This window comes from Algoriphagus vanfongensis DSM 17529 (assembly GCF_000429465.1).
In the GTDB taxonomy this organism is placed as follows: Bacteria; Bacteroidota; Bacteroidia; order Cytophagales; family Cyclobacteriaceae; genus Algoriphagus; species Algoriphagus vanfongensis.
The window spans coordinates 292,329-314,543 of the sequence record NZ_AUBX01000010.1; the positions used below are offsets into that span (position 1 = coordinate 292,329).

General features: G+C 43.9%; 22 protein-coding genes. 8 read left to right on the plus strand and 14 right to left on the minus strand.

What is annotated here, in order from left to right:
- The first annotated feature begins 118 nt into the window (after positions 1 to 118).
- On the plus strand, positions 119 to 880 hold the full coding sequence (locus G460_RS0106375; RefSeq protein ID WP_026954574.1) for a DUF6503 family protein: 762 nt from the start codon (positions 119 to 121) through the stop codon (positions 878 to 880).
- On the opposite strand, the gene G460_RS0106380 is transcribed toward G460_RS0106375, so the two are convergent.
- From G460_RS0106380 to G460_RS0106395, 4 genes are read right to left on the minus strand one after another with little or no spacing between them, the layout of a single operon-like run.
- The gene (locus tag G460_RS0106380; protein ID WP_026954575.1) at positions 877 to 1,734 is read right to left on the minus strand and encodes a transglutaminase family protein; all 858 of its coding nucleotides are present in this window, start codon (positions 1,732 to 1,734) and stop codon (positions 877 to 879) included. The genes G460_RS0106375 and G460_RS0106380 overlap by 4 nt on opposite strands.
- A gap of 2 nt (positions 1,735 to 1,736) precedes the next feature.
- Positions 1,737 to 2,486 (minus strand): proteasome-type protease, encoded by a 750-nt coding sequence (locus G460_RS0106385; protein ID WP_026954576.1) that lies wholly within the window; start codon positions 2,484 to 2,486, stop codon positions 1,737 to 1,739.
- Positions 2,486 to 3,463 (minus strand): alpha-E domain-containing protein, encoded by a 978-nt coding sequence (locus G460_RS0106390; RefSeq protein ID WP_026954577.1) that lies wholly within the window; start codon positions 3,461 to 3,463, stop codon positions 2,486 to 2,488. The genes G460_RS0106385 and G460_RS0106390 overlap by 1 nt, the downstream gene beginning before the upstream one ends.
- Positions 3,464 to 3,472: 9 nt before the next feature.
- Positions 3,473 to 4,900, minus strand: coding sequence for a circularly permuted type 2 ATP-grasp protein (locus G460_RS0106395; protein WP_026954578.1), 1,428 nt, complete (start codon positions 4,898 to 4,900; stop codon positions 3,473 to 3,475).
- 204 nt (positions 4,901 to 5,104) lie between these two features.
- Here G460_RS0106395 and G460_RS0106400 point away from each other — a divergent pair, with 204 nt between their 5' ends.
- Positions 5,105 to 6,010, plus strand: coding sequence for a YitT family protein (locus G460_RS0106400; protein ID WP_026954579.1), 906 nt, complete (start codon positions 5,105 to 5,107; stop codon positions 6,008 to 6,010).
- Between the two features lie 135 nt (positions 6,011 to 6,145).
- On the opposite strand, the gene metG is transcribed toward G460_RS0106400, so the two are convergent.
- Both metG and G460_RS0106410 read right to left on the minus strand, forming a co-directional pair.
- A complete protein-coding gene (gene metG / locus G460_RS0106405; RefSeq protein ID WP_026954580.1) occupies positions 6,146 to 8,203 on the minus strand; it encodes a methionine--tRNA ligase in 2,058 nt (685 codons plus the stop codon).
- A 54-nt stretch (positions 8,204 to 8,257) separates the two neighbouring features.
- A complete protein-coding gene (locus tag G460_RS0106410; protein ID WP_035464060.1) occupies positions 8,258 to 8,902 on the minus strand; it encodes a TetR/AcrR family transcriptional regulator in 645 nt (214 codons plus the stop codon).
- A 181-nt stretch (positions 8,903 to 9,083) separates the two neighbouring features.
- Here G460_RS0106410 and ligA point away from each other — a divergent pair, with 181 nt between their 5' ends.
- Positions 9,084 to 11,537 (plus strand): NAD-dependent DNA ligase LigA, encoded by a 2,454-nt coding sequence (gene ligA / locus G460_RS0106415; protein WP_026954582.1) that lies wholly within the window; start codon positions 9,084 to 9,086, stop codon positions 11,535 to 11,537.
- A gap of 19 nt (positions 11,538 to 11,556) precedes the next feature.
- Here the strand turns inward: ligA and G460_RS0106420 are convergent, their stop codons facing one another.
- Both G460_RS0106420 and G460_RS0106425 read right to left on the minus strand, forming a co-directional pair.
- Entirely contained in the window at positions 11,557 to 12,174 is a 618-nt protein-coding gene (locus G460_RS0106420) for a DUF4230 domain-containing protein (protein ID WP_026954583.1), read from the minus strand.
- Positions 12,175 to 12,242: 68 nt separating this feature from the next.
- Positions 12,243 to 13,241 (minus strand): LLM class flavin-dependent oxidoreductase, encoded by a 999-nt coding sequence (locus G460_RS0106425; RefSeq protein WP_026954584.1) that lies wholly within the window; start codon positions 13,239 to 13,241, stop codon positions 12,243 to 12,245.
- A gap of 180 nt (positions 13,242 to 13,421) precedes the next feature.
- On the opposite strand from G460_RS0106425, the gene dapA reads away from it, so the two are divergent.
- The 4 genes from dapA (at position 13,422) to G460_RS0106445 (ending at position 16,611) form a co-directional block, all read left to right on the plus strand.
- Positions 13,422 to 14,285 (plus strand): 4-hydroxy-tetrahydrodipicolinate synthase, encoded by an 864-nt coding sequence (gene dapA / locus G460_RS0106430; protein ID WP_026954585.1) that lies wholly within the window; start codon positions 13,422 to 13,424, stop codon positions 14,283 to 14,285.
- Positions 14,286 to 15,599 (plus strand): exodeoxyribonuclease VII large subunit, encoded by a 1,314-nt coding sequence (gene xseA, locus G460_RS0106435; protein WP_026954586.1) that lies wholly within the window; start codon positions 14,286 to 14,288, stop codon positions 15,597 to 15,599. It abuts the gene before it with no gap.
- A gap of 4 nt (positions 15,600 to 15,603) precedes the next feature.
- Positions 15,604 to 15,783, plus strand: a complete 180-nt coding sequence (gene xseB, locus G460_RS0106440; protein WP_026954587.1) for an exodeoxyribonuclease VII small subunit — start codon at positions 15,604 to 15,606, stop codon at positions 15,781 to 15,783.
- A 123-nt stretch (positions 15,784 to 15,906) separates the two neighbouring features.
- On the plus strand, positions 15,907 to 16,611 hold the full coding sequence (locus G460_RS0106445; RefSeq protein WP_035464178.1) for a hypothetical protein: 705 nt from the start codon (positions 15,907 to 15,909) through the stop codon (positions 16,609 to 16,611).
- 115 nt (positions 16,612 to 16,726) lie between these two features.
- Here the strand turns inward: G460_RS0106445 and G460_RS0106450 are convergent, their stop codons facing one another.
- The 6 genes from G460_RS0106450 to G460_RS0106475 all read right to left on the minus strand — a co-directional run bounded on the left by G460_RS0106450 (position 16,727) and on the right by G460_RS0106475 (position 21,777).
- Positions 16,727 to 17,242 (minus strand): UpxY family transcription antiterminator, encoded by a 516-nt coding sequence (locus G460_RS0106450; RefSeq protein ID WP_026954589.1) that lies wholly within the window; start codon positions 17,240 to 17,242, stop codon positions 16,727 to 16,729.
- A 66-nt stretch (positions 17,243 to 17,308) separates the two neighbouring features.
- Positions 17,309 to 19,054, minus strand: a complete 1,746-nt coding sequence (locus G460_RS0106455) for an ABC transporter ATP-binding protein (RefSeq protein WP_026954590.1) — start codon at positions 19,052 to 19,054, stop codon at positions 17,309 to 17,311.
- Between the two features lie 178 nt (positions 19,055 to 19,232).
- Positions 19,233 to 20,273 (minus strand): ACR3 family arsenite efflux transporter, encoded by a 1,041-nt coding sequence (gene arsB / locus G460_RS0106460; protein ID WP_026954591.1) that lies wholly within the window; start codon positions 20,271 to 20,273, stop codon positions 19,233 to 19,235.
- Positions 20,274 to 20,279: 6 nt separating this feature from the next.
- On the minus strand, positions 20,280 to 20,894 hold the full coding sequence (locus tag G460_RS0106465; protein ID WP_026954592.1) for a protein-tyrosine-phosphatase: 615 nt from the start codon (positions 20,892 to 20,894) through the stop codon (positions 20,280 to 20,282).
- 29 nt (positions 20,895 to 20,923) lie between these two features.
- On the minus strand, positions 20,924 to 21,394 hold the full coding sequence (locus G460_RS0106470; RefSeq protein ID WP_026954593.1) for a DUF6428 family protein: 471 nt from the start codon (positions 21,392 to 21,394) through the stop codon (positions 20,924 to 20,926).
- A 50-nt stretch (positions 21,395 to 21,444) separates the two neighbouring features.
- Positions 21,445 to 21,777, minus strand: coding sequence for an ArsR/SmtB family transcription factor (locus tag G460_RS0106475; RefSeq protein ID WP_026954594.1), 333 nt, complete (start codon positions 21,775 to 21,777; stop codon positions 21,445 to 21,447).
- Between the two features lie 136 nt (positions 21,778 to 21,913).
- Between G460_RS0106475 and G460_RS0106480 the strand changes: the two genes are divergently transcribed.
- Positions 21,914 to 22,213 (plus strand): hypothetical protein, encoded by a 300-nt coding sequence (locus tag G460_RS0106480; protein WP_157366877.1) that lies wholly within the window; start codon positions 21,914 to 21,916, stop codon positions 22,211 to 22,213.
- Positions 22,214 to 22,215: the final 2 nt, after the last annotated feature.

Sequence of the window (22,215 nt, forward strand, 5' to 3'; positions counted from 1 at the left end):
ATTCGATTAATTCAGACTAATTCTAAGAATAATTATTCCAGCGGTGGGCAAATTAAGTCCCCGATCAATTCACAAAATTCGACTTAGAGAGTATATTGGAGTCTTTAAACTCCATAGTATGCGTTCCAGAATCCTCCCCCTTCTTTTAGCTGTGATCCTTTTCAGTTGCTCCTCTCCAGAAAAACAAACCCCGGAGCTTGATCCTGATTTCGAAAAAGTACTGACTGCCCATGGAGATTGGGAAAAATGGATTGATGCTGAGAGCTTTTCCTTCACTCTGTTTCATGAGACCAATAAGACGCAAGAGAATCATTTTATCGACCTGAAAAGTCGAAAAAACAGAATCGATGCGGAATCATTTCAAATCGGCAATGACGGAGAAAAACTGTGGGTCAGCCCTAATCGAGAAGCATATTCTGGCAGATCAGTTCGGTTCTACCACAATTTGTACTTCTATTTTTTCGGCATCCCCTACATCTTCACCGATCCGGGAGTGCAGGTAGAAAAAGTAGCCAACCGAACTCTCAATGGGATATCTTATGAAACCCTGCAGGCAAGTTTCGAAAGCGGTACAGGCGATAGCCCGGATGACATCTACTATCTACTCATCCACCCTGAGACACAGAGATTAGAGTGGCTTCTGTACAAAGTCACCTATTTCAATCCTGAAAATGATTCATTTAATGCCCTCAAGTATGAAGATTACAGAGATGCAGGAGGTTTGGTTTTCCCAAGGATTTTAACAGGATATACACTAGAAGGGGATTCTACCGGATCTATCCGCTATCAGGTAAGTTTTGGAGACGTACTGCTTCAGGAGGAGCCTTTGGATAAGGCATTTTTTGAAATGCCAGAAAATGGAGTGGTTGCCGAGGATTAAGGGCGAATCAATTTAATTTTCACTTCTGCCTGTAGGCTAGACTGAGCGGTTCCGAAATAATCTCCCTGAACAGGCATTGTGAGATTAGGATCTGCATGCATACCCAACGGAATGTAGCGATGGTCGGTCAGCAAGCCCAAAGAAGGATCCAACCCTACCCAGCCGGCACCCGGCAAATACACTTCAAGCCAAGCATGCAATTCGTGGCCTTCTCCCATGTCTGGATTAAAAGCATAGCCAGACACAAAGCGGGCCGCCAAGCCCATACTTCTCAGCATCTCAAGCTGCATGTGGGCCAAATCCCTACAGGAGCCAGTCTTTTTCTCAAAAGTATCTCTAGCAGGCCAAATATTCTGTTCGTGACGAATCTGATGCTGCCAGTTTTGATAAATCTGCTGAGTCAATTTGACTAGAAAATCCACCAGTCCTTCTGACTCACGGACGAGTGGTACTATAAACTCTTGAAAATCTATTTGAGGATCTTTTTCTAAAAATGGAATTAAAAAGCTATTCAAATCTTGGTAATTGAACAAAGGGAAGTCTGAGTTCCATGCCGAGTCTTCAAAGCTCTTATCCAAAATAAAACCAAATGGATTAAAGGAATTCAATCTAAAAATCCACTCTGTCTGGATTTTCAACTCCGCCGTCTCACCACTGAACCAGGCCTGCTGGTACCAGTTTCCTGCTAAGTCCTGACGGAAATTAGAGTCGGTCGGGTGGGGATAAATGGATACCTGCTGATGCTCTATCCTGAAATAAGGTCTCTGCTGAGGCACCAAAAACAAACGGTGCACACCCAGTCCTACCGGACTCGTATAGCGATACTCACTCAGATGTCTGACCTGTATGAGCATGATCAGATTTCCTTTTCTTCACTGAGAAGCGTCTCCACGCCCAAGGCAGAGTTTAGTACCTCGGCAGGGAGCTTGGCGATGGCATTTTTGAGGCGATTGTTCCAAAAGGTAGAGATGTGTTCCAGCTCTTTCTGCTCAAATCGTTTTTCAAAAGTCTTATAAGCATCATTTTGAAGCACGACAGTATCTATGGGAAAGTCCACATCATTGGCGGAGATCCTCGTGGCATCAAATGCCAAAAATGCGCATCTCAGTGCATATTCCAGCGAATCTTCATAGCGAAGCGATCGCTTGAGCACCGGATTGCCAAAACCTGTATTCCCAATGATGACAAAAGGAGTCCCGCGGTTGATCTCTATCCAATTACCTTGTGGATAAAGCAAATAAAGCCTCGGCTCAGAATCCTGCTCCAGCTGGCCACCGATTATTGAGAAAAGATTGAAGTGCAGTCCTGATTCCTCCAAATACGCCTTATCTTCCTTGGCTACGTTTTTGACTTGATTGCCAAACTCATTGACCGCATGAAACAATTTGGTGAATGACTCATCTTGCTTCTCGATCACCTCAGAAAAATAGGTAATCGCTTTGTCCCGCACTGACCGAAGACCGCTGGTCATGATAAAAAAAGAATGCTTTTCCCGATTGACGGTAAAGACCTTTTTGGAAGAAGTGGTCTCATTGCCAGAGGTGATTCTCGTATCTGAAAGGCCCACCAAACCCTGTTTGGTTTTGATGCCTAGGCAAAATGTCATTATTGATCCTGAGTTTGTGAGGAGAAATTGTCCCGAAGTCGAAAGTAAGTACTGTCGATCAAATCTGACAGATTATTCAGTTTTATTTGCAGATTGTCCAGATACTCATGGAGACCAAAACCTATGATATCCATCACATCTGCAAACTCCAATCGGGACCGGAGCTCTCCCATCGCTTTTTCAGCTGGATTTTTAAATCCTCCGTCCAAATTGCCAGAGATATGATGCAAGCAGGACTCAGCCTCTTTGAGACAGAAATAAATAGACCTTGGAAAGTAACGATTGAGCACCAAAAACTCCACCACATTGGAAGGGTCTATGGTGCCATAGACTCTTCTATACGTATTGAAGCCTGTCACAGACTTCAGCAAAGCCATCCAGTGAAGAAAGTCCAAGGGAGTGCCCACGTCCATACCCGACGGGAGTAGGATATGATACTTGACATCGAGAATACGGGAAGTCTTGTCGGCCCGCTCCAAAAACTGCCCCAACTGTCGAAAATACCAGCCTTCTACCCGTGCTACGCTATTATCCGCGATCCCATAGATGAGCAAAATCTGATTTTTGATCCGTTCGAAAAAATACCTTGGATCTGATTTTTTCCAGATTTTCTTATCCTTACCCTCGAGCATCATGTAGTAGAGTTCATTGGCTTTTTCCCAAGTCTCTTTACTTAGATTCTCTCGGATAATTCGGGCATTTTCCCGAGCTCTCATCACAGAGGAAAGCATGGAATTAGGGTTTTGAGGATCAAAAGCCAAAAAATACAATACTTCATTTTTCCCAAATTCCTGGTAGTGTGCCGTGAAGAGTTCCCAATCGCCCGTGGCAGCTACGAGAGGTTGCCACTGTTCTTTAAGATCCACCGGCAAATCTTGCATGAGGTTGAAATTGACATCGATAAACCGGGCATAATTTTCAGCACGCTCTAGATATCTCCCCAGCCAATAAATATGGTTTGCTACTCTACTTAACATTTCATTTGATTAATTGTACAACACCCATGTATCCTTACTTCCTCCTCCCTGAGAGCTATTCACCACCAAGGAGCCTTTCTTCAAAGCCACCCGAGTGAGTGCTCCCGGAATCACTTCTATTTCATTCCCATACAGGATATAAGGTCTCAAATCCACATGCCGTGCCTGTACACCCTCTTCGGTCAGAGAAGGCACCGTGGAAAGCGACAATGTCGGCTGCGCTATGTAATTGGTAGGATTGGCCTTGATCAGTTCTTTGAACTTTGCATGCTCTTCCGAGCTTGCTTTGGGACCGATCAGCATCCCATATCCACCTGCGGCATTTGTCTCCTTGACGACCAACTCGTGAATATGATCCAAGACATACTTGCGGTCTTTTTCTTCTCTACAGAGATAGGTAGGGACATTGTTGAGAATCGGATCCTCTCCTAGATAGTATTTGATAATCTTTGGCACATAGGCATAGACGGCTTTGTCGTCCGCCACTCCAGTGCCAGGTGCATTGGCCAAAGCCACATTGCCAGCTTTATAAGCTTCAAAAATACCCGGAACTCCAAGCATAGAATCAGGCCTAAAAGTCCTCGGGTCTAAAAACACATCATCAATCCTGCGGTACAAAACATCTATCTGCTCCAGCCCTTTCGTAGTCTGCATGTAGACTTTTTTGTCCTCCACGATCAGATCTACACCATTCACCAGTTCCACTCCCATCTGCAATGCAAGATAGGAATGCTCGTAATAGGCCGAATTGTAGATTCCCGGTGTCAATACTCCTACGACCGGTTTGGCCTTATTGGAAAGATGCTGGAGCATTCTAAGAAGCTTAGCAGGATAATCCGACACTGGACGAATACCTTTCTGGTTGAAAATATCCGGATAAGCCCTTTTGATAATTTCCCGACTCTCCAGCATGTAGGATACACCCGAAGGACAGCGTAGATTATCCTCGAGGATATAGTATTCACCGTCTTTGTTTTTGACCAAATCAGTACCTGTGATATGGCACCAGATGCCCTTAGGAGGTGTCAGCCCTACGCAGGGTTTGAGATAGTCCTTGCTTCCCAAAATCAATTCCTCTGGGACAATCCCGTCTTTTAAAATCTTCCGATCATTATAGATATCCTGAAGAAACAGGTTAAGTGCGTAGGTTCGCTGCTTCAAGCCAGATTCGAGATGAAGCCATTCCTCATTGGGAATGATCCGGGGAATGATATCTAGATGCAAGATCTTCTCCAAACCTTGATTGTCATGATAGACATTGAAGGTCATCCCCATTGCCTTCTGGGTTTGATTGGCTGAAAACTGCAGATGATTCATTTTTTTCAGCGCAATTTTTTTCAGCCCCTGCGAAAATTCTTCGTAATGCTGACGAATGACTCCTGTCTCGGTAAACATTTCATCATAATGGTCGGAGGCATTGTACCCTTCTATTTTCATAAAAGTCTGATATAAGTCGATTTATAATATAAAATCAATCTTACACTAATTCAAAAATTATCGATGTTATTTAAAAATAAGTCAATAAAATATCTTTTTATGGAGAATATTATCATCAATCATCGGGATTAATTGATAAGTCCCAAATCATTAACCTATACTGTTGACTGGTTTTCTTGTCATTTTTTCATGTATTTTCGAGGCATGTTGAAGACCACACATCCTGCTCCAGAAAGTCGCCTTTTAAAAAAAGACAGTCTCTACAGACAGCTCAAAGATGCCTTGTTTATAGCAATAGGAGTAGTCATGGCCAGCATCGGACTTAAAGGTTTTTTGCTTCCCAATGGCTTCTTTGATGGAGGTGCGATGGGTATGTCACTACTATTGGAGATGCTGACTCCGGTCAACTTGTCTCTCTTGATTATCATGGTGAATATTCCGTTCATACTTCTGGGTGCCAAGCAGGTTTCCGTTCCTTTCGCAATCAAAAGTACCTTGGCCATTTTTGGCCTTGCTCTACTCGTACACTATATCGAAGTACCTGCCATCACGGCTGACAAACTATTGATTGCAGTTTTTGGAGGTTTTTTTCTGGGTTCGGGAATTGGTTTTGCGATCCGGGGAGGTGCTGTGATCGATGGTACAGAAGTCTTGGCCATCTCAGTCAGCCGCAAATCCAGTTTGACAGTGGGTGATTTTATCACTGTTTTCAACGTTTGCCTTTTTATCGTCGCAGCAATTTTTGTAGATATCGAAACAGCCATGTATTCCATGCTGACCTATTTCTCCGCTTCCAAAACCGTCGATTTCATCATCAATGGAGTGGAAGAATACTTGGGCGTGATGATCATGTCTCCGCACAATGAAGATATCAAGCAGATGATTTCTTTCGACTTGGGACGAGGGGTCACGGTTTTGAAATCAGATGGTGGCTATGGAGCCAAAGCTCAAGAGCTTCCAGACCGGAAAGTGCTATTTTGTGTCATTACACGATTGGAAGTGACACGCCTACTCAGTGAGGTCAATAAAATCGATCCATCGGCTTTTGTAATCCAATACCCGATCAAAGACACGAAAGGTGGAATGATCAAGAAAAGACCACTTCATTAGAGCCAAGATGTTAGACTCTAGAAGCAAGACATTAGGTATTGAAAGTAGAAGCAGTTTTGAACTAATGATCGTAAATGCAAAAAGCCAAGAGAATAAACTCTTGGCCCTTGATTCTTGGTTCTTAATTCTTGATTCTTAAGAAATCGTTGATCCACTCGCTGTTCCTTCGTGAGGAGTCAGGAGCTTCAGCTTTCCATCTTTGTCTTCTGCCATCAGAATCATTCCTTCAGAATCGATTCCCATCATTTTTCTTGGTGCCAGGTTGATCAACATGGTCACTTGCTTTCCTACCAAAAATTCAGGTTCGAAATGCTCCGCTACGCCGCTGAGCACCGTTCTTTCACCGAGCCCAGTATCTACTTTCAACTTGATCAATTTCTTGGATTTGGGCATTTTCTCCGCTTCCAGTATGGTCACCACCCGCATATCCAATTTGGTGAAATCATCATAGGTAATGATCTCTTTCATGGCAGGCATCGGTGCATTTGCAGCTTCGTTCATCTTTTTGGCGTCTAATAATTTTTGTACTTGTGCTTCTACTACTTGGTCCTCGATCTTTTCGAAAAGCAATCCCATCTGCCCGATTGTAGTACCTTCTACCAGCAAATTAGGATTTCCAGCTTGATTCCAGGTAGGGTTTTCTAGCCCGAAGAGATCTACCAATTTCTGAGCGGTGAATGGCAAGAATGGCTCTGAAACAATCGCCAAACTGGCGGCGATATTCAGCGCAATATTCATAATGGTCGCCGTTCGCTCCTCATCGGTCTTGATGGTTTTCCATGGCTCTGTATCAGCCAGGTATTTATTCCCCAATCGAGCCAAATCCATCATGATTCCCAAGGCTTCACGGAATCTATAGCGCTCCACGGATGCGGCGATTTTGGAAGGGAATTCTGCCAAAGCATCCAAAACCTCCTGATCATATCCGGTCAATTCGCCTTTCGCAGGGATCACTCCCTGATAATATTTCTGAGTCAAGACTACTGCTCTATTGACGAAATTGCCATAAATCGCCACCAGCTCCGAGTTGTTTCTTCCTTGAAAATCCTTCCAACTGAAGTCATTGTCTTTGGTTTCTGGCGCATTGGCGGTCAACACATAGCGAAGTACATCTTGCTTGCCTGGGAATTCCTCCAAATATTCATGCAACCAAACCGCCCAGTTTCTAGAAGTGGAAATTTTATCCCCTTCCAGATTCAGGAATTCATTCGCAGGCACATTGTCTGGCAATACGTAGTCTCCATGTGTCTTGAGAATAGCCGGGAAAATAATGCAGTGGAAGACGATATTGTCTTTGCCAATGAAGTGCACCAACTTGGTCTCTTCATCTTTCCAATAAGGCTTCCAATCTTTCCCATTTTGCTCCGCCCACTCTTTGGTAGAAGAAATATATCCTATCGGCGCATCAAACCAAACGTAGAGAACTTTGCCATCCGCGTCCTGCAGAGGAACTTTGATCCCCCAGTCCAAGTCACGGGTCATGGATCTAGCCTGCAAGCCGTCTCCAGCTTCGAGCCAAGATCTACACTGTCCCAAAACGTTGTTTTTCCAGTCCTCGGCATGCTCTTCGAGAATCCACTTTTTCAGGAAATCCTGATATCTCGCCAAATCCAAAAACCAGTGTTTGGTCTCCTTCAAAACGGGCGTTCCTCCACTCAATTTGGACTTTGGATTGATCAAGTCGGTCGGGCTCAGCGAAGAACCGCACTTTTCGCACTGATCTCCATAGGCATTTTCAAAGCCACATTTGGGACAAGTTCCCTCGATATAGCGATCAGCCAAAAACTGACCTGCTTCCTCGTCAAAATACTGCTCGGTACTTTGCTCCAGAAACTCCCCTTTTTCATACAAATCCTTGAAAAAGCCCTGAGCTGTCTCATGATGAATGGGAGCCGAAGTTCTGGAATAATGGTCAAAACTAATTCCGAATTGCTCGAAACTGTTTTTCATCATGGCATGATAAAAATCCACCACTTCCTGTGGGGTTTTGCCTTCTTTCTTGGCTTTGATAGTGATGGCGACTCCGTGCTCATCAGAGCCACAGACATACAGCACATCTTTGCCCTGAGATCTCAAAAATCTCGCATAAATATCTGATGGCACATAGCATCCGGCCAAGTGGCCGATATGAAGTGGACCATTGGCATAGGGCAATGCCGAAGTAATCGTATATCGCTTGAAATTCTTACTCATGTATGGAGAGGTATTTTCTTATTCTTATTCAGCTCGCAAAGATAGGGAAAACCCTCAAAGCGGATCAGGTGCATTGGTAAATTCCTCCCTCGCTTCCTCCGTGAGGATGCCATTGTAGATGATCGTGATCGCCTGATCGTAGATATCCGCAGGCGGGATTTTCATTCCTTTTTGGATTGATTCTGGAAATTGATTCAAAAATTTGGGATCCAGCAAGGATTGGACAGCTGAGGCATATAAAGTCACCACTAGGCTTACATTCAGGTTCTTTTTGACCAGCCCCTGCGCTATCCCCTGCTCGATCAGTTTCTGAAAACGTAGGAAAGCAGATTCATTGATATAATCTCTCAGATCCTCCCAAACCTCCGGTGCATGCTCTCGAAGGTCTTCAAAAAGGCTGGGATTGATCGGTGCCAAATGCTGGGCAATGACGGAAAGGGAAGATTTTAGCTTGAGGGGGAAAGGGATGTAGCGATTGTCCAAAATCGCCTCCACCTTGGCTGTCATTCGGGTTTTCAGTTTTTCAAAAGATGCCTGAAGCAGTTCCAATTTACCCGGAAAATACTTATAAAGCGTCTTTTTGCTCATGGTCAGTTCCTGAGCGATGTCATCCATCGTGGTGTGTCTATAGCCTTTGTCGAGAAAAAGCTGATAGGCTTTGTCCAAAATTTTACTTTCTATGCTGCTTTTCTTGCTCATGCCAGAGGGGATGCTTTGGGGCAAAGATAATCAGATTCATTAGTGAAACTTAGGAAGGGCAAATGCCAATACTAAAATCTAAATTGTGACAGCTATTGACTCGCACCATCTATTTTTTCATCATTTCAATTTTTCATCTTTCAAATCCCACTAAATTTAAATCCCAATTACCCTTTTTTCCATGACTCATCAAGAAGCTGCGGACCGAATCGCCCAACTCACCCAAGAAATCAACCACCACAACCACCTCTACTATCAGGAAAGCCGGATAGAAATCTCGGATTTTGAGTTTGATCAGTTGCTGGAAGAGTTGATCCGATTGGAAACCGAATTCCCTGATTTGTTGGATCCAGATAGCCCAAGTCAACGAGTCGGCGGCACGATCACCAAGGATTTTCAGACCGTGGCGCATGAGTATCGCATGCTTTCTCTGGGAAATACCTACACGATCGAGGAACTGGAAGCTTTCGACGAGCGAGTTCAAAAAGGCCTGGGAAGTAGCGATTACGAGTATTTCTGCGAAATGAAATTTGACGGGGTGGCCATCAGCCTGATCTATGAAAATGGCAAACTGACCCGTGCAGTCACCCGTGGAGACGGAACCAAGGGAGATGATGTCACTGCCAACGTGCGGACGATACGAAATATCCCTTTGACTGTATCGGGAGAAGGTATTCCACAAAAATTCGAAGTTCGGGGCGAAATCTTCCTCCCTTTGAAAGAATTTGAAAAAATCAACCAGCATCGTGAAGAAGCTGGAGATGCCCTCCTGGCCAATCCGAGGAATGCCGCTTCCGGCACACTGAAAATGCAGGATTCTTCAGTGGTGGCCAAGCGTCGATTGAACTGCTATTTTTATCAGCTACTCGGGGATGATTTGGGGGTTTCTACTCATTCGGAAGCCATTCACTTGATAGAAAAGTGGGGTTTCAATGTCTCTCAAACCTATAAAAAAGCACAAAACATACAGGAAGTACTGAACTACATCGAGGAATGGAGAGAAAAACGCCATACCCTTCCTTTGGAAACAGACGGAGTAGTCCTTAAGGTGAATAACTACGATCAACGTGAGGAATTGGGCTTTACCGCTAAAAATCCTAGATGGGCGATTGCCTACAAATACAAGGCAGAAAGTGCGGAGACTCAGCTTCTGTCCATCACCTACCAAGTGGGGAGAACAGGTGCGATCACACCAGTTGCCAATTTGGCTCCGGTCAGCCTGGCTGGCACGACCGTCAAGCGGGCTTCTCTCCACAATGCAAATGAAATAGAGCGACTGGGTATTCACGAAGGTGACTTTGTGTTTGTGGAAAAAGGAGGAGAAATCATCCCCAAAATCACAGGAGTCAATCTCAAGGCAAGAAAAACGGATTCCAATCCGATTCAATACATTGACACTTGTCCAGAATGTGGTACTCCACTGGAAAGAAAAGAAGGAGAAGCCAAGCATTATTGTCCAAATACAAGCTCTTGCCCACCCCAAGTTTTGGGTAGAATTGAGCATTTCGTATCGAAACGGGCGATGGATATTGACTCATTGGGAACGGAGAGAATCCGGGCTTTGATCGATCAGAAATTTATTCGCAACTACGCCGACATCTACCTGCTTGAGCAAAAGGAACGAGAGCTGTTGGGATTGGAAATGAGCCAAGATCAATATGAGAAGGAAGGAAGCGGCTTGCTTTACATCTCTTTGGAAAAGGCCCTTTTTGCCCTGACAGAGCAGATTTCTTTCAAGCAAATCCAACAATATCTCGAGGAAGCATCCGAGCTCCCAATGATGGAAACGCTTCGAGGTTTTCAAGAGCAAATCCGAAAATGGAAGAAAAAAATCCCTTCTAATACCGGTATGGTGGATTTCTTGATCAATTCCCTGAAAGATCATCCGGAGCTTCCCAAGCTGGAAGATTACGTTCCGGTAGCTGTTGTTTTGGAGATTTTCTTGGGTCGTCGCGTAGAGTTTCAACCTATTTTAGAGGCAAGCTACAAGGAAGGGACTGTTCATGGCATCATGCTTCGATTGAACCTGAAACTGCCAGACGAACTACGTGAGCGCATCAAAAAACTGAAAGCAAATACCTTCCAAGAAGGAGTGATTTCCAATATGCTCGAAGGCATCAAAGCTTCCAAAGCACAACCTTTTGAAAAAGTACTCTTTGCTATCGGCATTCGAAATATCGGAGAAAACACTGCCCAGCTTTTGGCCAGACACTTCAAATCCATTCAGGCACTTCAAGAAGCATCCTCAGAGCAACTTCTAGAGATCAATGGTGTGGGGGAAACGCTCGTGCATAGCATCCGAGAGTTTTTCGCCGATGAGCAAAACCAACAAAACATCCAGCAGCTTCAAAGTCTAGGCCTCAACTTCGAGATCATCCAGTCTGAGGAAAATACGGGAACGCAGATTTTGGCTGGCAAACGAATTTTAGCTTCCGGAAAACTGGAGAATTTCAAGCGGGATGAGATCAAAGATTTTATCCAACTACACGGCGGGCAGTACATCTCCGCTGTTTCCAAAAACCTGGATTTCATTATCGAAGGGGAAGGAATGGGCCCGAGCAAAAAAGATAAAGCCCAGAAACTGGGTGTGCCGATGATTTCGGAAGAAGAGTTTATGAAGATGGTAAATCAGTAAAATAAGGACGCATTATGATTTAATGCGTCCTTATTCCTTTCAATTGCTCCTCCCCTTCTACCACCATTTCCTCATACATCAGAGTCCATCCCATGGTACTGGTCAGCTGATAGATCGAAGCTAGCTCGCTCATCAGCCGATCTCGGGCATCCTTTTTCAAATCTGATCGATCGATTTTCTGTCTCAATTTATCCGTGACGGTAGTTTTGATTTTGTTATAATCTTTGGCACCAAATTGATTGAGATAATCCTGTGTCACATCGTAATACTCAATTTCCGGGTAGATATTGACGACTGGATCAGGGATTTTTGTAATTCGGACGGTTTTGGATTCCAAGTCTACTTCTGTTTCCAGTTTCCTGAGGTCGTACTCCACGGTAGCTTTGGCATTGACCACGACCAGTGCTTTCTTGTCGGATTTGATGATATCGAGAAAGAAATTCTGGGAATTTTTGAAAGTAAACACCTGAGAATAATGTCCCTCCGTGACAATCAACTTGCCGACTTGTAGGATTTGCTCTTGGATCAAAGAAGATTCTTCTCGGATCTGATCCTTATCCTCTTTCTTATCCATCCAATACCACAATCCCCCCAATATCAGGGCGGCGACAATAAATCCATTGATAAATCGGTTCATGAGGGGAGTATTGAGTGATTTAGTTTGAATGCTATAACGTCCTGCAAGAATTGAAGTTTAACCAGAAACTACATTTCAGAAAATGCCGCTGCGGTCAATTCTAACGAATGCAATCTAGCCTGATGATCAAAAATATTGGTTGTGATCATGATTTCATTCACTCCAGTATAGTTGATCAGCTCTTCCAAGCCTTCTTTTACAGATTCTTTAGTGCCTACAAAAGTCACAGCCATCATATTTTGAAGCGCTGCAGCTTCAGGTTCGCTGATATGCTGGAGAAAATTCTCGACTGGTGGACGAAGAGGAAAAGACCTACCATGAATCACCCCCAATGCCATCTGGAAAAAGGAAGTAGCCAAAAGATCTGCTTCTTCTTGCGTATCGGCTGCGATGACGTTGACACAAGAGATCACATAAGGTTCCTTCAGGTACTCTGAAGGCTTGAAGTGATCTTTGTAATATTGGACTGCCTGTACAAACTGAGCTGGTGCGAAATGGGAAGCAAACGCATAAGGCAAACCTCTCTCAGCAGCCAAAATCGCACTGCTCATACTCGAGCCCAAAATATAGATCGGCACATCCAGTCCTTCGGCGGGAAAAGCTCTGACGGAAGACCGAGAATTATCCAAAGAAAAATAACGCTGCAAATCTTCCAGATCATTAGGGAAATCCTGTACAGTTTCTATCCTTCCCCTTCTCAGAGCCGATGCGGTTTTTTGATCAGTACCCGGAGCTCTACCCAGCCCCAAATCAATCCTACCTGGAAATAAGGTCTCCAAGGTTCCGATTTCTTCTGCCACCATCAGAGCAGAATGGTTAGGCATCATGATCCCTCCGGACCCGACCCGGATCTTTTCTGTACCTCCAGCGATGTATCCCATCAGGACAGTCGGCGACGAACTCCCCACAAAAGGCATGTTGTGATGCTCTGCGAGCCAGATTCTGGTAAAACCTAATTTTTCCGAATTTCTAGCTACATCCAAGCTACGCTCATAAGCATCTTTGGCATCAAATCCATCCTTGATAATCGCCAGATCGAGAATGGAATATGGGATTTGTTTTGACATGATTGGTTTAGTTTTCTAGACCTGCAAACCACGGGATTTTGGAATTCGTTCGCTGTTTAAATCATTTAAACCATGATTTTTGATTATTTATCTTAGGTCAATTTCTCTAAAAAAGCCTGAGACTTCTGCCAAAACTCCTAGAGAACTCTATCTTTGCAAGCTCCAAACCCTCATTAAACCATGAACCAACTTTACGGTACTGGTGTGGCACTGGTCACACCTTTCAATGACGATTACACGATTGATTTCCCCGGGCTAAAGAAGCTGATCGACCATACGATCGATGGCGGAGTAGATTACCTAGTGGTATTGGGAACCACTGGTGAAGTGGCTACACTTACTTCCAAGGAGAAAAAGGAAGTATTGGCGGCTTGTCTGGAATTCAATGCAGATCGAGTACCTGTGGTTTATGGAATAGGAGGCAATAATACTCAGGCAGTTTTGGATGAAATCGCAAACACAGATTTCAAAGGGATTTCTGCCATTTTATCTGTTAGTCCCTATTACAATAAGCCTAGCCAAGCTGGCATCATCGCACATTATAAAGCGATCGCAGACACCTGTCCTGTTCCGGTGATCTTGTACAATGTACCTGGGAGAACCATGTCTAATCTGGCTGCTGATACCACGCTCGCACTCTCCAAGCATCCCAACATCATCGGCACGAAAGAAGCCAGTGGAAATCTAGAGCAATGCATGCAAATAGCAGCCGGAAAGCCAGATGATTTTCTCTTGATCTCGGGAGATGACCTCATGACCAAAGCGATGTATGCCATCGGAGGAGTCGGGGTTATTTCAGTTTTGGCCAATGCCATCCCTAGCACATTCAAAGCTCTTTGCCACGGAGATGAAAAAGAGAGTAGAAAAGCAGCATTTTCACTATTGGGTGTGAATGAACTCATGTACAAAGAGGGCAATCCTGTTGGCGTCAAAAATTTCCTTTGCCACCTCGACATCTGTGATGATCAGGTCAGACTACCCATGCTGAGAGCGAGTCTGGAGCTCAACCAACTGATCAAAACAGCTGCTCAAAAATTCATGTAAATGACTTCACATGCGCTATCCATAGCAGAGCTGGGAGATCTCATTCAGTCCACTCTGGAAAATGAGCTCTCACCTACCTATTGGGTCATCGGTGAGATCGCAGATTTCCGACAAGCTCCACAAGGACATGCGTATTTCGAACTGGCAGAAAAGCAAGGCAGTCAAGTTCGTGCAAAAATCCGATGCAATTGCTGGCACTTTACCTACCGAGCCATTGCCTCCCGATTTGAGAACCTCACGGGATCCAGTATCAAAAATGGAATGAAAGTGTTGGCGCAGGTACAGGTCACATTTCATCCGGTCTATGGTCTAAGCCTTAATGTCAAAGACATAGATGCTTCTTTTTCACTAGGTGAACGCGCTAGGATCAGGCAAGAAAACATAGATCGCTTGACCAGAGAAGGCCTACTTCGGCTCAATGCTTCCCGAACCTTTCCTCCTGTCATTCAAAAAATTGCCATAATCAGTAGTGCAACTGCCGCTGGCTATGGTGATTTCATCAATCATATAGATCATAACGCATTCGGATATAAAGTTTATCATAAGCTTTTCCCCTCTTTGATGCAGGGAAATGGAGCCGTAGCTAGTTTGATACAAGCATTAGACTTGGTAGAAAACACCAAAGATGAGTTGGGACTGGAAGCGATCGTCATCATTCGAGGTGGTGGCGCGCAGTTGGACCTTGACTGTTTTGATTCCTATGAGCTTGCTGCCAAAATCGCCCAATCCAGCCTTCCTGTGTTCACAGGTATCGGTCATGAAAGAGACGAAACAATAGCTGATTTGGTAGCCCATAGCCGACTCAAAACGCCAACAGCGGTAGCTGATTTTCTGATTTCAGGTTTTCGAATTTTTGAGGAAAACTTAGGAAACCTGCTTTCCCGACTGGACCGTCAGACCAGACAGCAACTCAAATTGGCGGCAGCTTCCTTGGATCAAAGCAAACATCAAATCCGTGGATTGGTACAAAACCGAATCAATCTAGAACAGGAAAGAATCCGGTCCCGCAAACACCAACTTATCTCCTCTTCGCTCGCAGGCCTGCAGCACAAGAAGGTCAGTCTGGACAAGCTGAGTCATGAAGTAGAAAAAGGGGCTAACCGATTCATTTCCGATCAACAGAAAAACTTAGATCAAGTCGAAAAATCCATCCGACAACTTGATCCCATTTCATTGCTCAGCAAAGGCTATTCAAGATCTGAAATAGAGGGAGTTCCGGTGGATATAGCCAAGGTAAAAGTCGGCCAGATCATGGTCACACACACTCGCTCCAAACAGATCAAAAGTATTATCGAAGACATTCAAGAAAAATAAATCCATGAACTATCAAGAAGCGACGGATCGGCTCGAACTCATTCTGAGCCAACTGGAAGAAGGAAAAAAAAGTGTAGACGAACTCTCCGATTTGGTGAAAGAAGCTTCGGAATTAGTGAAGTTTTGCAAAACTAAATTAAAAAACACGGAGGAAGAGATTCAAAAAGCTTTTGACGAGGCCTAGGCAAATTCCAATACAATAAAAAACTCAACTCTGAGTTTTTATTAAGAATCCAGAGACTTATTGGCATATTTGTTGCCATTTTTGCAAAATGATGGGGAAGCACTTGCTTCAAAATGTGATGAAATGAAAAAAACGATCCAACTCTTAGTTTTCCTACCATTTTTGGTCAGCAGCCTAGAAAGCTCAGCTCAGAATTTTTACAAGGAAAGAATCTCCCGTGACAATATCCTCACTATTGGAGCAGGCCCCTCCTTCGCATATTTGGACAATGGAGGTCAGTACAGGGATTTTAATTTTGAAATAGAACCATCCATCTCTGTAGCTTTGACAAAAAAAATCACGCAATTGCTAGACGTAAGAGCGACTCTTGGCTATCAGGGAATCAGTAGCGGTGGCAACCCCAGCGACAATGTGACAAACTTCTGGTACCAAAACTTCTCTTCCTTTACCGCAAAAGGTCCTGCTTACTACTTTGACGTCATGCCTAGTATTAATCTGGTTCCATTTAGAAATCACATGCATCGTAGCAAAGTGAATTTTTATGGAGGTGCCGGCCTAGGGGTGATGGTAGCAAAGACCAAGCAAACGAAATCTTTTTCTCCTGAAGAAGAGCCCACCACTCACGAAATCACTACAGGTTACGTACCAGTACGAGCTGGATTGAGTGTGAGAATCGGACCTTATTCAGATATCGCCGGAGAAGGCACGATTCTTTTTACATTTACTGACAATCTGGACGGGAATGTAGGTTTCAATAAGTATGGAGACCATCTCGCACAAGCTCAGATCGTCTATAGACGCTACTTTTTGCAAAAGCCGAGAGACTAAAAAAATTCACGACTTGATAAAGGGCTTTCGATTTCTCTCAAAAATTGAATCTCAAGCTTTATAAAAAAATGGTTCACGAACTATCTACTCTAGTCTGTGAACCAAAATCCATTTCTTAAATTTCTACTTGATTCGGCAATACCTCCAAAAACTTACGAGGTACGGAAATCAGCATATTTTGATAAATCCCTGGGATGCGAATCATGAAATAGTCTTTATTTCCCTTCTCTACACATTCGCCAATCATATTCTGAAGTGGACCTCCCATTACCTTCACTTTCTCCCCAGGCTCTATCTCACTGCCGTCAGTCTCTACGGCCACTCCAGTGTCCACCACTCTTTTGATCGTATCCAAATCTTCGTCCCTTACAGTGGCATGATTGCCTGAAAAATGGACAAACTTAACCGATCCAGGCACTTGGAGACATTCCCACAGTTTATTGCGCTCAGTCTTTACAAAAACGTACCCGTTGAATAAAGGACGCTCTACTTTTTTCTTTCTGTCTGACCATTGCCTCAGCTCAGTGACCAAAGGCAAATACACTTCCCACCCCTCTTCTCTCAATCGTGTGGCTACTTTCTTTTCTGATCGTGATGCTGTATACATCACATACCATTTTAATTCACTCATCTTCTATCCTCCGATTTGGACTTCGAAATTACAAAATCCTAATTGATCTCAGGAGAATTTTTGACTTTAAATCCTAGCCTGATAAGTATACAATTGATAATAACGTCCTTCCAGTGCGATCAAATCCTCGTGTTTGCCACGCTCCACGATTTCGCCTTGCTCGATCACTAATATCTGATCCGCCTGACGGATCGTACTCAGCCTGTGGGCAATGACAAAAGTAGTTCTACCTTTCATCAGTTCTTTCAAACTAGCCTGAATCAAAGTTTCCGATTCGGTATCCAAATTGGAAGTGGCTTCATCCAAAATCAATATTTTAGGATCTGCCAAAATCGCACGAGCTATGGCAATTCGCTGCCGCTGGCCTCCGGACAGTTTCACTCCCCGCTCACCGATCAAGGTATCCAACCCTTGCTCAAATCTATCTGTGAATTCCTGAACATGGGCGGCATAGACCGCTTGCATCAATTGCTCCTCTGTAGCCTGAGGCCGGGGAAAGAGAATATTGTCACGAATCGTACCCTCAAATAGAAAATCGTCCTGAAGTACCACTCCCAGTTGAGAGCGAAAATCCTGAAGTCTCACCTTACCAAGATCTTGTCCGTCTAGTCGGATCTCTCCAGAATCTGGATTTAAAAAAGTAGCTGCAAGCCCTGCTATGGTAGTTTTCCCAGATCCCGACGTACCTACCAATGCAGTCACCGAACCGGCAGGAGCATCAAAACTTACATTTTTCACAACCTTTTTGCCCTCCTCGTAAGCAAATGAAACTTGGTCAAATACGATTTCTCCTTTGAATTTAGATAGAGCTACAGTCCGCTGCGTATCATCAGCTTCCAGAGGAGTATTCATGATCTCCTCCGTCCTATCAAGACCAGCAAACGCTTCAGTTAATTGGCTGCCTATATTGGACATCTGTACGATCGGAGCGATCATAAAACCCAAATACAAGGTAAAAGCCAAGAAATCTCCGAAAGTCATCCTTCCTTCCATGATCATCCAACCTCCTATCCCCATGATCCCTGCAGAAGCCAATCCCAAAAGTAAAGTTCCGGCAGAAGTCACAAAGGAAGTTGCTGTCAGACTTGCTTTGACATTTTGAAATAGCTCATCTACTCCTTGCTGAAAAGTCTTAATCTCCTGATTTTCCGCATTAAATCCTTTGATCACACGGATACCGCCCAAAGTTTCTGTCAGGCGCCCAGTTACCTGAGCATTTATCTTGCCCCTTTCTCTGAAAATCGGTCGGATTCGCCCAAACGCTTTTAAAGAAACCAAGCCAAATACAATCACTGGAACCAGTACATAGAGCGTCATCAAGGGACTGATACTGATCAATAAAACCAACGAAATAATGGCCGTCAATATCCCGCCTATCATCTGCGCAAAACCTGTCCCCACCAGATTTCTCACCCCTTCCACATCAGTCATGATCCGGGAAACCAATTCTCCGGTTTTGGTATTGTCAAAAAAACGGATTGGCAACTGAATAATATGCGATTGCACCCGAGAACGAAGTTTTGCGATCAGATTTTGGGCCTCTACAGATAAGATCTGAGTCAAAGCGTAAGAAGTGACAGACTGCACAACAATCGCAGCTACTACAGCCAAAATCAACCATTTCAAAAGCTCCAAATCATTGGAAGGTATCACATCATCTACCAAATACTTGCTGGCTCCAGGCAATACCAAACTTGCCAATCTACTGATGATGATCAACACCAGACCCAAAAAAAGATGTCTTCGGCGAGGCCAAATAATGGTCTTGAAGACCTGCCCCATCGTGACCTTTCGCTCTGCTTTTTTAGCCATAAAGTTTAGATTTAGACTCAAAAACCCGGATTGAATCCAGACGGTTCAATTGGGAATGTACATTTTTTTGAGAAAATCGAGTTTGCAGAATTCTTGGATCAGTGATTTTCCCTCATATTCCTTGGCAAGGACTTAAATGATAAGAAGGTTCTTGATTTCAATTCTCTTCCTTGAAAGACTAAGCCTTTTGATAGAGCTTTCCCCTGATCCAAAAGGCCACCCGAACCAATAGAATCAAAGCAGGAACCTCAACAAGAGGTCCGATGACTCCCGCAAAAGCCTGTCCTGAGCTCAGGCCAAACACCGCGATAGCCACTGCTATAGCTAACTCAAAATTATTTCCAGCGGCGGTGAAGGCCACAGAGGCTGCTTTTTCATAATCTGAACCCAAAACCTTGGTCACAATAAACCCGATGACAAACATCAAAACGAAATAGATGAGAAGCGGTATTGCTATCCGAATCACATCCATCGGTATAGTCACGATCAACTGGCCTTTCAGCGAAAACATCACGACAATTGTAAACAAAAGCGCCAATAAAGTAATCGGAGATATCCTCGGAATAAACTGATTCTTATACCAGTCCTCTCCTTTTATTTTGACCAAAATAAGTCTAGTCAAGATCCCCATCAAAAACGGGATACCAAGATAAATCGCCACGCTCTCAGCTATCATACCGATAGATACATCTACTACCAGCCCCTCCAGACCGAAATACGGAGGCAGAACTGTGATAAAGAGCCAAGCATAGAAACTATAGCCAAAGACTTGAAAAATACTATTTAAAGCTACCAAACCAGCACCATATTCACTGCTGCCTTCGGCCAGGTCATTCCATACCAGCACCATCGCGATGCACCTTGCCAAGCCGATCAAGATCAACCCCACCATGTATTCAGGATAGTCTTTCAAGAAAACTACAGCCAGGACAAACATCAATATCGGGCCTATTACCCAATTCAACAGTAAAGAAATGGAGAGGATCTTGACATTTTTAAACACCTTTGGAAGCAAACTATAATCGACTTTTGCCAAAGGTGGATACATCATTAGGATCAGACCGATCGCAATCGGAACGTTGGTAGCCCCCACGCTCACAGAATCTATCCAGGAAGAACTTGAAGGGAAAAAGTAACCCAAGCCCACTCCTATCCCCATCGCAAGGAAAATCCAAAGTGTCAGATATTGATCAAGAAAACCGAGTTTTTTGGCAGCCATGTTTACTTATTTAACAGATACATTGGCAAAAACATAAAACATCTCGGAGGCTATTTGCAGGGACCTCTCATCGTAGCGACTGGCCTCTTCTGGCGTATCATCAAAAGCCTTCGGATCCTCGTATCTGACAGGGATTCTAGCCGAAGCCCCTGGAATGAAGGGACAATTTTCATCCGCATGCGCGCAGGTCATCACAGCTGCAAAATTGTCTTTGCTATTGATCGGGTCATCATAGAGCTTGGAGAAAGCCGCAATTGGATCTTCATCTTCTGAATAAAAAACAAAATAAAACGGATTGTCCACACCCTTTTGAGCGACACGAAAACCACTTCTTCGAATAGATGCCACTGCCCGATCATTGAAGGCTGTCACTTCCACACCTCCGGAATAGCAGTAGGCCGGAATTCTGTAAAAAGCAGCTGCGGTCTGGGCCCAAATCTGCGAAAACTGACTTCTCCGGGAATTGTGGGTACAAATAAAATTGAGATGAACTGCCTCTCCTGAATCGATTTTATCCTGAATAAAATCGATCAAAGACTGGAGTACTTTCTTTCTCTCCTCAGGTATGTCGAGAGACTGGGCTTGCGAAATAGTGGCGTGTAGGCTTTCTAAAAACTTCATAACATCAATTGGATAGGATTAAAATCTACTTAGCAGCAACCCGAACCCGGAGTGCAGCTTTCTGATTTGACATTCAAGCTGGACAGTCGAACCTTTGGTTTTTTGTCCGGAATCCCACACTTATCCTTCGCCAGACAATCAGTCTGCTTGCTCGTCAAAAGAAAATTAACGCCATCAAACTCCAACCCAAATTTCCCAATGGTATCGGCCTGATATTCTACCTCCACTTCCAGGTCTTCCAGTCCCAACACCTTCTCAGAAAGCTCAATAATGTGAATCAGCTTTTCCGGATGAAGGCGGTGATTGTAGTCATCCGCACTCCAAAGCTGGAAGTTTGCTACATTTTCTGTTCTCACAGTACCTCCACAGTCTATAAAATGCTTAGAGATTTTGCCTACCTCCGTCACATGAAAGTGGGTAGGAACCAACTCTCCATCGGGCAATTGAAAAGCGATATTTTCGAGTTGGGCTAAGTGGTTTTTCACTTCAGATAGTTTCATCTTTTTATTTGTTTATTGCGATAATACGATAGATAGATTCAAATTTTTTTTTAACAGCAATTTCCCTGATCATCAATTTTTTGATCAAAAAAAACACCTAAGGCTTGTCTCATTTTTTCCCAATTTCCTTGGTCAATACAATAGCAAACACTAGTACCCGTAATATTTCCTTTGATCAAACCCAATGATTTGAGCTCCTTGAGATGCTGAGAAATCGTGGGCTGAGCTAGACCGATTTCCAAAACCAAATCTCCGCAGACACAGGAATTGATCTTGAAAAGGTGCTGGAGGATAGCCACCCGAGCGGGATGGGCAAAAGCTTTTGCAAATTGAGCTATCTCATTTTGCTGGTCAGAGAATATTTCAGTTTTGGTCAACCCCATGATTCAATTTATTTATTGCAATATTACGATTAATAATTTTTCAAGTTCAATGATTTGACACTTTTTTTCAAAATTCAACTAGTTACCTCCTCCGATAAAACACCTAACTTCCCCAATATTGAAAATCCTCCATGTCATGATGAAGAAAAGCTTGTTTTATGGGATCGCCTGTGTCGTATTCCTTTCCTGCGACAAGGATGACACCTTGCCTCTATTGGCCGAGACCGGAACCATTTGGCGTAGCGGAGGACTTTATTACTGTGCCGAGCAGATCCATCTAGACAATGGAGACATAGTAATAGTGGCGGATTTGACAAGTATGCTTGAGTATCCATCCGGAACCCGAGTGTCTGTCGCCTACCAAAAACTGGGAATGAATAAAAACTGTGCGCCAGCTATTGATGGTGAAATCATAGAAATCGAAGAAATAGAGTAAAT